This is a genomic window from Sulfurimonas sp. (assembly GCF_047622445.1).
GTDB lineage: Bacteria > Campylobacterota > Campylobacteria > Campylobacterales > Sulfurimonadaceae > Sulfurimonas.
The window spans coordinates 1-11,021 of record NZ_JBLHOE010000088.1; the positions used below are offsets into that span (position 1 = coordinate 1).

Sequence of the window (11,021 nt, forward strand, 5' to 3'; positions counted from 1 at the left end):
TTAACAACAACCCGTAGACCATTTACCATTTTTAGTAAAACTAGGCTCACATGCACCTACTCCACCAGTAAATTCATCTCCACCAAATAACTCAATTTCTTCCATAGTATGGTAGTTTTCCCAAATAATGTCTTGTGGATCTTGTACCCAATACTTTTTAGACTTTGCATAACAACAAGCTGCTTCATCTTGTTTTTCACCAAGTATTCCTGCATCTTCAAGTCTTTTTTCTACTTCTACAACAGCTTCCTCAGAGTCAACCTGAATACCTAAATGATTTAATCCATGCTTTTCACGTCCACTAGAGATTGCAAAATTAACAGCCGGATCATCTAGTAACCACTGAATATAATCATCTTTTTCTTTCGTTGGTTCGTGCCCAAATACAGCAGTATAAAAAATTTTATTTTTTTCTAAATCATCTACGGATATATGTATATGTACTCTTTTCATTTATGGACCTTTTGTATTTATATTTTCTATATTGTAACTTATTTATTTTAATATATCAAGATATATTGATATTTAGATGTGATTTAGATATAGTTCCACTATATTATATAAATAGGAGTTATTTATGACATTAGCTATTTTAGTTTTTTTAGTCACTTTAGTATTTATTATTTGGCAACCTAAAGGCCTTCAAATAGGTACAACAGCAGTTATCGGAGCGGTAGTTGCACTAGTTCTGGGAGTGGTAAACTTCGAAGATGTTATTACCGTTACAAGTATAGTATGGGATGCTACTCTCGCATTTATTGGGATTATTATACTTTCGATGGTTCTAGATGAAATTGGATTTTTTGAATGGGCTGCACTTAAGATGGCACGACTTAGTAAAGGAAATGGTCACCTTTTATTTGTGTATATCTTACTTCTTGGAGCAGTTGTAGCCGCTTTCTTTGCTAATGATGGAGCTGCGTTAATATTAACCCCTATTCTTCTTGCAAAAATGAAACACTTAAAAATGAACCCTGTAGCAATATTTGCTTTTTTAATGGCTGGTGGTTTTATAGGAGACAGTGCTTCAAACCCTTTAGTAATATCAAACCTTACAAACATTGTTACCGCAGGTTATTTTGATATAGGATTCCTAGAATATATGAAAAATATGTTTTTACCAAATATGCTGAGTATTATCGCTTCCATTATAGTGCTATGGGTATATTTTAGAAAATCAATTCCTAGACATATAGATATAGAGAACCTTGCTACTCCAGAATCTGTAATTAAGAATATGACTATGTTCAAACTTAGCTGGTGGTTTTTAGGATTACTTCTTGCAGGTTACTTTGTGGGTGATTACTATAATCTTCCAGTATCTGTATTTGCTCTTGGTGGTGCACTTATATTTTTAGCAATTGCAAATTATTTTAAGGCTATAAAACCTTGGGCTACAATCAAAACTGCACCTTGGCAAGTAGTATGGTTCTCAATAGGTCTTTATATAGTAGTTTTTGGATTAAAGAATGCAGGACTTACAACCTACTTAGCCGAAATTATTACCTCACTACAAACTTATGGAAATACTGCCGCTGTTATGGGTACCGGTATTTTAGCTGCACTACTGAGCTCTGTTATGAATAATATGCCAACCGTAATGATAATGGACATTGCAATTGCAGAAGCTGGAAATGCATCACTAGCATATGCAAATATCATTGGTTGTAACCTTGGTCCAAAAATGACACCTATTGGCTCACTTGCAACTCTTTTATGGTTACATGTATTAGCGCAAAAGGGTGTGAAAATCACTTGGATGGAGTACATGAAAGTTGGTCTAGTAATTACACCACCAGTACTTCTAGTAGCGCTTCTTGGTTTGATATAATTTCAGAATAAGAGAAGCTTGATATGTTTTAGTATCAAGCTTGTTTTAGGGAAGATTAACGTTTTAGATTATTTGTAGTTTGAAGCATTTCATCAGATGTTGTAATCACTTTTGAGTTAGAATCGTATGCTCTTTGACCTGTAATAAGATCTGTTAATTCAACAACAAGTTCAACATTACTAAGCTCAACAAACCCCTGTCTCAAAACTCCAAGACCATCAAGACCGGGAACACCTTCAACTGCTTGACCAGAACTATCTGTCTCTATATAAAGGTTATCTCCAAGTGAATGTAAACCTGCAGGATTGATAAAGTTAGTAGTATTGATTTGACCAATTTGCGTAGCTTGCGTTGAACCTGGTTGTACTACAGTTACAATACCATCTGTACCAATGCTAATATTTGTCGCATCAGTTGGTATAACTATCTGAGGAACAAGAGTATATCCATCACTATTTACCATTGTACCGTTATCATCAATTTTGAATGCACCATTCCTTGAATAAACCTCAGTACCATCAGGAAGTTCCATTTTAAAGAAACCTTGCCCTGTAATAGCCATGTCGAGTTGATTGTCAGTTTGCTTTAATGAACCTTCAGAAAAAATCTTATTGATAGCAGTTGGTCTTACACCAAGCCCTACTTCTATACCTGTAGGACTTTTTGTAGTATCACTTGTTGATGTTCCTGCATATTGTTGTACATGGTACATAAGATCTGCAAATTCAGCACGAGATTTCTTAAAACCAATTGTATTAACATTGGCAATATTATTTGCTGTTGTATCGATTTGTGTCTGCATTCCCAACATTCCTGTTGAGGCAGTATAAAGTGATTGCATCATATTAGTATTCTCCTATTAAGCTTTTTTAGCTAATTTATTAATTGCGTCGTTATTCATGTCATCCATTTGTGAACTCATCACTTTTTGATACATTCCAACTAAACGATTGGTTTCAATCATTTGTGTCATCATTTTCACAGCGTTAACATTACTTTTTTCTAAAAAGCCTTGATTCACTGCTCCACTGTCTGTGATATTTTTGACACGTTCAACTCCCTCATACTTAAAAAGGTTATCGCCCTCTTTTACAAGTAACTTGGTGTTATCAGGCTGTGCTATAAACATCTTAGATGTAGCCCCTAGTTTTACAGAGTTTGGAAGGTTTGTCATAATTTGACCATTCTTGTCAACTTCAATAATTGCATCAGCAGTATTAAAAGAGATAGTACTCCCTGCACTCTCATAGTTTTCCGGAAGCACTTCATAGCCTTGCTTAGTAATGAGGGTTCCTTCATCATTAATACTAAAAGAACCATCACGGGTGAAGCGAACTCCATTAGGAGTCTGTACTGCAAAAAATAAACCTTCTTTTGAAAGTGAAAAATCCATTTTATTACTTGTTTTTTGCATAGTTCCAATTGAATGATCTGTATAGCCTTCAACAATCTGGGGAGCTTTAGCTAAAGCACGATTAATAAACTGTGCTCCGCCCTCAGAATTATTTGCATGAGGAAGTTCATCTCTCGCTTCTTTAAAGACTCTCATGAAATCGCCGATAATATTACTATCTTCTTTGAAACCGGTAGTGTTTACGTTAGCTAAATTATTGGCTATTGTATCTAGTCTATTAAACTGAGCAACCATTCCGGCTGCAGCGCTGTAGTATCCAGTTTGCATAGAAAACCCTTTATTCGATATATTTAAGACTTATCTAGCAAGCTGTGTTCCATAAAAAAATTTATGTGAATTTATGAATAAAGAAAAGTTATTATTAAGATGATTTCGGTATAATCCACTTCTTAAATAAATACGAGGTATTCCTTTACAATGACAGCAAAAGAACTCAACAAAGCAATCGATTCGTTTTTTACAGATCACAAGTCAAAAGACTGCTCTACTTATGAATCTTTAATTGAACTTTTTGAAAAACAACCGACAGCTGCACAAGCTAAAAATATTTTTAAACTCGCTACAAAAAACAAAGTATGTCTTTATACATCTTCAGAGAATGCAAAAAGACTCAATGACAAAGAATCAGAAGCTAGAAAAGATGCACAAAGAAAAATGCTTGCAAACAATGAGTCTGACAAGTTTGACATTTTAAAAGAGCATGAACTTCTTGAATGGTCACGATCGGACTCTCCAGTTCGTATGTACCTTCGAGAAATGGGACAGATTCCTCTTTTAACAAAAGAAGAAGAGATAGAAATCTCTAAAAAAATCGAAGGTGGAGAAAGCATTATTATTGATGCTATTTGTTCTGTACCTTACTTAATAGAATTTATCTTAGACTATAGAGAACCTCTTATTAACCGTGAAAGACGTGTTAAAGAGTTGTTTAAAAGTTTTGAAGATGAAAAAGAAGAGTCTGATGACAATACTACGACTGATGATAAAGAAACTGCTAAACCCGTAAAAGAAACTGCTAAGTCAGTAAATGATGATAAGAGCAGAGTAGAAAAAGTTACATTTAGCTTTAAAGCATTAGAAAAAGCTAAAAAAGAGTGGTGCAAGCTTGCAGAAAAAGAACCTGAAGCTATAGATGGCCCATTAACTGAAGAGATTATCCAATACTTTTTAGGCGTAACATTTAAAAAAATGGTTTTAAAAGAAAAACTTCTTGACCTTGGTCCAACTTCAAAACTAATCAACGAACTTGTAAAAGCAATGGAAACAGCACTTAAGAGTGATGACGGTTACGATAAAGAACTTAAACGTCTTGAGTACAAACTACCACTTTTCAATGCTACACTTAAAGCAAACCATAAAGTTTTAGTTGAGAAGATTCAAGAACTTAGAAAAGAAGATATTGCGAACATGGTTCCAGAAGCAACTATGGTTTCTACATATATGGAAATCAAAAAACTTGTGCAAACAAAAGAGGCTTCTAAAAATAGTTTCGATATGGAGCCAGAAAAATTAGCTGATATTTTAGAGCAGATTAAACGTGGTAAAAATATCTCAGAAATCTCTAAAACAAAAATGGCAAAGTCAAATCTTAGACTTGTTGTTTCTATTGCTAAGCGCTATACAAACCGTGGTCTTCCTTTCCTTGACTTAATTCAAGAAGGAAATATCGGTCTTATGAAAGCTGTTGATAAATTTGAGTACCAAAAAGGGTATAAATTCTCAACATATGCTACATGGTGGATTCGTCAAGCAATTTCTCGTGCAATTGCCGATCAAGCAAGAACTATCCGTATCCCTATTCATATGATTGAAACAATTAATCGTATCAATAAGATTATGCGTAAACATCTTCAAGAGCACGGTAAAGAGCCAGATGTTGATACAATCGCACTCGAAGTTGGCCTTTCCGTTGAGAAAGTTAAAAACGTTATCAAAATCACTAAAGAGCCTATTTCACTTGAGGCTCCTATTGGTAGTGAAGAAGATGGCCGTTTTGGTGACTTTATCGAAGATAAATCATCACTTAGCCCATCTGACGCAATTTTAAAAGATGATTTACGTGCTCAAATTGAAACAGTACTAGAACAACTTAACGAAAGAGAAAAAGCAGTGATAAAGCTTCGTTTTGGAATTATGGATGATGAATCTGATAGAACACTTGAAGAGATCGGAAAAGAATTAAGTGTTACTCGTGAAAGAGTACGCCAAATTGAATCTTCTGCAATCAAAAAGCTCAAACACCCTAAAGTTGGGCGTAAACTTAAAAACTATATAGAAGAGTAAACTTTAAATATGAATTTTGAACAACAGTGGTTAGAGTATGACTACAACCCTTTCATACTTTTTAACTCAAGTGGAAAAATTATTTCACTCAACACTGAAGCTCAATTTCTTCTTGGTACTGCAAAAAGTACAGAACTTTTTGAGCTTGCTTCTTCTTATGCCAAGATCAACTATGGATTTAAAACAACCTTCTTGGAATTAAACTATGGTCGCTATAAATTTTTCGGTGTAACTGTCGGCTATGAAAGTGATGATGAGATTGGTATCAAACTTTACCAAATGCCTTCTTTTAATGTAAATAAACCTAAGCCTACTGGCGAGCTAACCAACATTTATACCTTAGTTGACTTATGTATATCTACAAATTCTATTAACTCAACTATTGACTTTATAAAAGATTTTGACCCAACTATTCCAGAGATACTCATAAACTCAAATGATTTTATTAAATTACTTAACAAAATCTATAAATGCTTTTCTGATAATAAAGTCATTAAGACTAAAATTTATTTTAGAGTTGGTGAACATATTAAATTTGAAGATAAAAAATATAGTTTATTTTCCATTGAAATAGAAGCCAAGAATCAAACAAAAATAAATGACTTTAAAGTCTTTTCAGAAAGTAGTAATTTTATCATAGAGATTAAAGATGCAATAACTATCAATATCCCTATGATTTTATCTTAAGCCTCCGTAAAAAGCTCTTTTGAAGTGATAGAACCAACAATTATTCCAAGTAAAAGTGAAGGCAAGTAAATCGCTATGTTTAGCAATTCATTGTTTACTAAAGCTATAAAACCTAAGACCAAAAATAAATAAGGCACTAAGCGTAGTAACGAAGAAGCACCACGTACACCATGCTTCATACTATCCACACTTAAGGTTTTAATTTTTGCTTTTTCTTCTTTAACAATCTGTTTTAAATCAAGTTCTTCCACTGGAGCATTATTTATAGGTTCATCATCATACAAACCATGAGGATCTTCAATATCATCTAAGATATCTCTTTTATCTTCGTAACTTTTACTATCAATTTGGTTGTTTATCATTTTTCTATATGCATAACTTGAGCCAAGGATTACAAACAAAGAACTTAAAAATGCAACTTGTAAATTTATATAAAACGTAAACGAAATAAGTGAAGTAGTTGTAATAATGACTTCACTTGCAACAATAATTCTAATAGCTTTTTTCACCATAATCCTCATCATCTTCATTATCATCAAGTTGTTTCTTAATTGCATACCTAGGTTCTTTTGCTAGTTCTTCATACATCTCTTTTTGTTTTTGATACGCTTTAAATACATTTAAAACTGCTGCAGCTATACCTATAGCTACACCAATCCAAAATGTCCAAGCAAGATCAGTCATACTTTTGAGTAAGTATCCAATACCAACACCCATAACTACAGCCACTACCATCGATATTCCCAAAGAAAGGTTGTCCGCAGCTTCAATAATTGGCTTAATACGAGGTTGTTTTTCCTCTTGTTTTTCTTCTATATCAGCCATTTGTAATTTCTTTAAATATTTTAGCTGATGCTTTTATTGTATCGTCTATCATTACATCAGTTGTCGCAGTTGAGATAAATCCTGTCTCATATAATGAACATGCAAAGTAAAAACCAGCATCTAGCATTGCAGAATGAAATTTAGCAAAAAGAGCTGCATCTGAGTTAGTTGCATCAGCAAAGTTCTTCACCGGCTTCTCATTAAAGAAAAAACCAAACATACTTCCTCTTACATCAATCTGCATTGTGATTCCACATTTACTTGCTTCTTCTTGCATTCCCTTAACTAATCTTGTTCCACGCTCTTCTAAGACAGCCATAACTCTTGAATTCTTTTTAATCTTAGTAAGTGCTGCAAAGCCTGCTGCCATAGCAACTGGATTTCCACTAAGGGTTCCGGCTTGGTAGACAGGACCATCAGGAGAAAGTTGAGCCATAATCTCTGCACGTGCTCCAAAAGCACCTACTGGCATACCACCACCAATCACTTTTCCAAGAGTTATAATATCTGGAGTAACGCCCGTAATCGATTCTGCACCATTTATACTAGCACGGAAACCACTCATTACTTCATCAAAAATTAAAAGTGCGCCATTATCTGAACACAATTTTTTAAGAGAAAGTAAGAACTCTTTATCTGCTGGAACAAGACCCATATTTCCAGCTATTGGTTCAATGATTACACAAGCGATATCACTAGAGTCTGCAAAACATTTTTTTACACTTTGGATATTATTATACTCTGCTAAAAGTGTATGCTTGGTGAAGTCAGCTGGAACACCTGGGGAAGATGGGTTTCCAAAAGTCGCTGCTCCCGAGCCCGCTTCTACTAAAAGAGCATCACTATGACCATGGTAACAACCTGTAAACTTCACAATATCATCACGTCCAGTAAATCCACGTGCAAGACGAATAGCACTCATTACAGCTTCTGTACCAGAACTTACAAATCTTACTTTATCAATAGAATCAAAAAATCCTACTACAAGCTTTGCTAATTCAGTTTCAGCGAGTGTTGGTGCACCAAAACTAAGACCATGCTTCACGGCTTCTATAACTGCAGATTCAATAGACTCATCTCTATGACCAAAAATAAGTGGTCCCCAACTTTGAACATAGTCGACATACTTATTGTCATCTACATCGGTAAGGTAACCACCCTCTCCTTCTCTAATAAAGATTGGAGTTCCCCCAACACTTTTAAATGCTCTAACTGGAGAATTTACTCCACCGGGAATTAAGCTCTGTGCTTCTTGGAATGCTTGCTGAGAGGTTTGCGTATTCATTCTATACCTTAAATAATATTTTTCTAAAGAAATTTTTAGTTTTGTAATTATAGCTAAGTAGTATTAATCTTCTTTTTGTATAATCATTTAATGAACCGTTCAAACTTCGCCCTTTTTGTTGCATTTCTTGTACACCTTTTAGTACTGCTAATTTTTTTAGTTCTTGGAAGTATTTTGCCTGAGATTAAAAAGCCAATACAGAGCGAAGAGAAAAAAATAAAAATCTCACTTAAAGAGCTTCCCAAACCTGCAAAAAAACTACCACCTAAAGTTAAGAAGAAAAAGTTAGAAACAATTGGTAAAGTAGAAAAAATTGTAAAACCACCAGAAGTGGCACCATCTATGGTAAAAGGTTCTCAACTCAAAGAGATTGTAAAAAAACCACCTATAAAATATAAACCAAAAATTAAACCAAAAACACCTAAGCTAAATCCAAAACCAGTCAAAAGAACAAAACCAAAAGCAGAAGCAGAAGTTATAGGAAAAGAGATTTTTATACCCTTCATGAAAGAAAAAAAAGAAAGTATAAAACAAAAACCAAAGAAAGAAAAGCTCACAACTCCAATGAACTGGCTCTATGAAGATAAGGCTAAATTTGAAACACCAAAAATAAAAGTAGATCGTTCCCGTGGAACAAGTGCTGGAAGAAATATAAAAGAGCTCTACGGAAGTAAATTCGGTGAACTATCTCAGGCACAACAAGAGTATATTTTAAACAACCAAGAGATTATGAGAAGAATCACACAACAAGTACTTACAAGACAAGCAAGCGTGAGTAACTTAAAGGGTTTAAATGTTAATAAAACAAATATAATTGAGTTTTTCCTTCACCCAAATGGAGATATGAGTGACTTTAAGTTTTTACATAAAAGCGGTTTCTTTATACTTGACGAAATTACAAAAGTAACAATAGAATACGCATACAGTAAATACCCGAGACCCAAGGAAAAAACACTTATAAGATATAATGTATTTTACAACTTAATTTCTTATTAAGACGCTAGTTTTTTCTTTTTTGCATTTGATCAACTATCTTTACCACTACAAGGTCTGATGTAACATTTAAAGAGGTTCTTGCCATATCTAGGATTCTATCAACTGCTACAATAAGGGCTATATATTCAACAGGTAAACCGACTTGATTTAAAATAACTACCATCATTACAAGTGATGCGCTTGGAAGTGCGGCAACACCTACACTCAGAGCAACAACAGTAATACCAAGAAGAATTTGTTCCATAAAACTTAAATCCATTCCAGCTAAATGAGAGATGTATAAAACAGCAACTGTTAAATATGCAGCAGTTCCATCCATAGAAACTGTTGCACCCAGAGGTAAAACAAAAGAAGCATGTTTAGAATCTACTCCTCCAACCTCTTCTACTATACGCATTGAAACAGGTAAAGTAGCAGCGCTTGAAGCAGTTGAGAATGCCATAATAGGAGCTTCACGAATTACCTTCAAATATTTATATGGGTTTATTCGCCCAAATAATGATAAAACCGCAGGCAGTGTTATAACTGCATGGAAAATAAGTACCCCTAAAACCATTAACACATACTTCCAAAGATTGAGAATAACATCAATACCTTGATCTGCAATAACATAAGAAATAAGGCTAAATACACCAATAGGAGTAAGTTTTATAATCCACTCAGCCATTGTAAGCATAGCATTTGTTATAGCTGTAAAAAAATCAAGCATAGTTTCTTGTCTATGAGGTTCTAGGTGAAGTGAAGCGATACTAAGCAAAATTGAGAAAACAATGATTTGCATCATTGCTCCATCTGCAAGAGAACCGAAAATATTTGTTGGTATAAAACTAAGAAGCATAGCGCTGAGTGAAAACTCCGCGATTTCTGATGCTTTTGCATACTCTAAACCATCAGATGAAACCACTTCCCCAATAGGAAAAAGATTCATAGCTACAATCGCTACAGATACAGCTAAAGCAGTTGTTAAAAGATATAATCCTATGGTACGAAGTCCAATAGTTTTCAAATCATCCAAACTTCCAAGTCCAAGGATGGAAATAAAAATACTTGAAAAAACAAGTGGCACTACTAACATTTTTAAAAAACTTATAAATATTTGACCTATAACTTCTTGTTGTAGAGCAAGTTCTGGTAGAAAACTACCAAAGAATACTCCTAAAATAATTCCTAAAATTACTAATGTATTTGTAGTTGAATACTTTTTTAATCTCTTTATCATACAATCTCCATATTTTCTGAAAAAGATTATACTTTGTTTTCTATTTAAAGATGATTTGGTACACTTAATAAAATATTTTAATAAAGGAAGTCACTTGCGTACTTTACTTATGGTTTTCGTTTTATTCTTAATGCTACAAGCTGAGGAAGAGTATGAACTTGGAAAAGGTGTAAAATTAAATAATTTACCTATTTATATAGGTGGTTATATTTCCTTTGATTATACAAAATCAGATAATGCAACAAGGTATAGGCTAGATGATATTGCATTACTTGCTTATGGTGAATATAATAAGTTTTCTTATCTTGTTGAACTTGAATTTAAAGAATTTTACTATAAAACGTATACCAATAACACAAGTACAACAACTAGTAATAATCAACTACACATAGAAAGAATGTCTTTAGATTATAATTTTAATGATAACTACATTTTTACACTAGGTAAGTATTATTCACCAATTGGTTTTTGGAACCTACTA

12 protein-coding genes are annotated in these 11,021 nt (G+C 33.6%); 5 read left to right on the top strand and 7 right to left on the bottom strand.

The window, feature by feature from the left end:
- Positions 1-453 carry an ArsI/CadI family heavy metal resistance metalloenzyme gene (locus tag ACI9TV_RS14750; RefSeq protein ID WP_415251587.1) on the bottom strand — a complete coding sequence of 151 codons (453 nt, stop codon included), beginning with the start codon at positions 451-453 and terminating at the stop codon, positions 1-3.
- Positions 454-577: 124 nt separating this feature from the next.
- Between ACI9TV_RS14750 and ACI9TV_RS14755 the strand changes: the two genes are divergently transcribed.
- A complete protein-coding gene (locus tag ACI9TV_RS14755; protein ID WP_415251588.1) occupies positions 578-1,831 on the top strand; it encodes an arsenic transporter in 1,254 nt (417 codons plus the stop codon).
- A gap of 55 nt (positions 1,832-1,886) precedes the next feature.
- On the opposite strand, the gene flgG is transcribed toward ACI9TV_RS14755, so the two are convergent.
- Positions 1,887-2,675: a flagellar basal-body rod protein FlgG gene (gene flgG / locus ACI9TV_RS14760; protein WP_415251589.1), complete on the bottom strand. Its 789-nt coding sequence runs from the start codon at positions 2,673-2,675 to the stop codon at positions 1,887-1,889.
- A 15-nt stretch (positions 2,676-2,690) separates the two neighbouring features.
- Complete coding sequence (locus ACI9TV_RS14765) at positions 2,691-3,512, bottom strand: flagellar hook-basal body protein (RefSeq protein ID WP_415251590.1); 822 nt, start codon at positions 3,510-3,512, stop codon at positions 2,691-2,693.
- Between the two features lie 150 nt (positions 3,513-3,662).
- Between ACI9TV_RS14765 and rpoD the strand changes: the two genes are divergently transcribed.
- Positions 3,663-5,528, top strand: coding sequence for an RNA polymerase sigma factor RpoD (gene rpoD / locus ACI9TV_RS14770; protein ID WP_415251591.1), 1,866 nt, complete (start codon positions 3,663-3,665; stop codon positions 5,526-5,528).
- Positions 5,529-5,537: 9 nt separating this feature from the next.
- Entirely contained in the window at positions 5,538-6,215 is a 678-nt protein-coding gene (locus tag ACI9TV_RS14775; RefSeq protein WP_415251592.1) for a hypothetical protein, read from the top strand.
- On the opposite strand, the gene ACI9TV_RS14780 is transcribed toward ACI9TV_RS14775, so the two are convergent.
- From ACI9TV_RS14780 to hemL, 3 genes are read right to left on the bottom strand one after another with little or no spacing between them, the layout of a single operon-like run.
- Positions 6,212-6,724, bottom strand: coding sequence for a hypothetical protein (locus ACI9TV_RS14780; protein ID WP_415251593.1), 513 nt, complete (start codon positions 6,722-6,724; stop codon positions 6,212-6,214). The genes ACI9TV_RS14775 and ACI9TV_RS14780 overlap by 4 nt on opposite strands.
- Positions 6,708-7,040, bottom strand: coding sequence for an AtpZ/AtpI family protein (locus ACI9TV_RS14785; RefSeq protein ID WP_415251594.1), 333 nt, complete (start codon positions 7,038-7,040; stop codon positions 6,708-6,710). Before ACI9TV_RS14785 ends, ACI9TV_RS14780 begins: the two co-directional genes overlap by 17 nt.
- A complete protein-coding gene (hemL, locus tag ACI9TV_RS14790; RefSeq protein ID WP_415251595.1) occupies positions 7,033-8,325 on the bottom strand; it encodes a glutamate-1-semialdehyde 2,1-aminomutase in 1,293 nt (430 codons plus the stop codon). Before hemL ends, ACI9TV_RS14785 begins: the two co-directional genes overlap by 8 nt.
- Before the next feature lie 90 nt (positions 8,326-8,415).
- Between hemL and ACI9TV_RS14795 the strand changes: the two genes are divergently transcribed.
- Entirely contained in the window at positions 8,416-9,321 is a 906-nt protein-coding gene (locus tag ACI9TV_RS14795; protein WP_415251596.1) for a hypothetical protein, read from the top strand.
- A 4-nt stretch (positions 9,322-9,325) separates the two neighbouring features.
- On the opposite strand, the gene ACI9TV_RS14800 is transcribed toward ACI9TV_RS14795, so the two are convergent.
- Positions 9,326-10,540, bottom strand: coding sequence for a dicarboxylate/amino acid:cation symporter (locus ACI9TV_RS14800; RefSeq protein WP_415251597.1), 1,215 nt, complete (start codon positions 10,538-10,540; stop codon positions 9,326-9,328).
- 94 nt (positions 10,541-10,634) lie between these two features.
- On the opposite strand from ACI9TV_RS14800, the gene ACI9TV_RS14805 reads away from it, so the two are divergent.
- The coding region (locus ACI9TV_RS14805; RefSeq protein ID WP_415251598.1) for a hypothetical protein at positions 10,635-11,021 on the top strand (387 nt) is incomplete at its 3' end.

Excerpts from the sequence above, each read along its gene's own strand:
- ACI9TV_RS14785 (WP_415251594.1), bottom strand. The coding sequence starts at position 7,040 with ATGGCTGATATAGAAGAAAAACAAGAGGAAAAACAACCTCGTATTAAG.
- rpoD (WP_415251591.1), top strand. The coding sequence starts at position 3,663 with ATGACAGCAAAAGAACTCAACAAAGCAATCGATTCGTTTTTTACAGAT.
- ACI9TV_RS14775 (WP_415251592.1), top strand. The coding sequence starts at position 5,538 with ATGAATTTTGAACAACAGTGGTTAGAGTATGACTACAACCCTTTCATA.
- ACI9TV_RS14800 (WP_415251597.1), bottom strand. The coding sequence starts at position 10,540 with ATGATAAAGAGATTAAAAAAGTATTCAACTACAAATACATTAGTAATT.
- ACI9TV_RS14750 (WP_415251587.1), bottom strand. The coding sequence starts at position 453 with ATGAAAAGAGTACATATACATATATCCGTAGATGATTTAGAAAAAAAT.
- ACI9TV_RS14795 (WP_415251596.1), top strand. The coding sequence starts at position 8,416 with ATGAACCGTTCAAACTTCGCCCTTTTTGTTGCATTTCTTGTACACCTT.
- ACI9TV_RS14755 (WP_415251588.1), top strand. The coding sequence starts at position 578 with ATGACATTAGCTATTTTAGTTTTTTTAGTCACTTTAGTATTTATTATT.
- ACI9TV_RS14765 (WP_415251590.1), bottom strand. The coding sequence starts at position 3,512 with ATGCAAACTGGATACTACAGCGCTGCAGCCGGAATGGTTGCTCAGTTT.
- hemL (WP_415251595.1), bottom strand. The coding sequence starts at position 8,325 with ATGAATACGCAAACCTCTCAGCAAGCATTCCAAGAAGCACAGAGCTTA.
- flgG (WP_415251589.1), bottom strand. The coding sequence starts at position 2,675 with ATGATGCAATCACTTTATACTGCCTCAACAGGAATGTTGGGAATGCAG.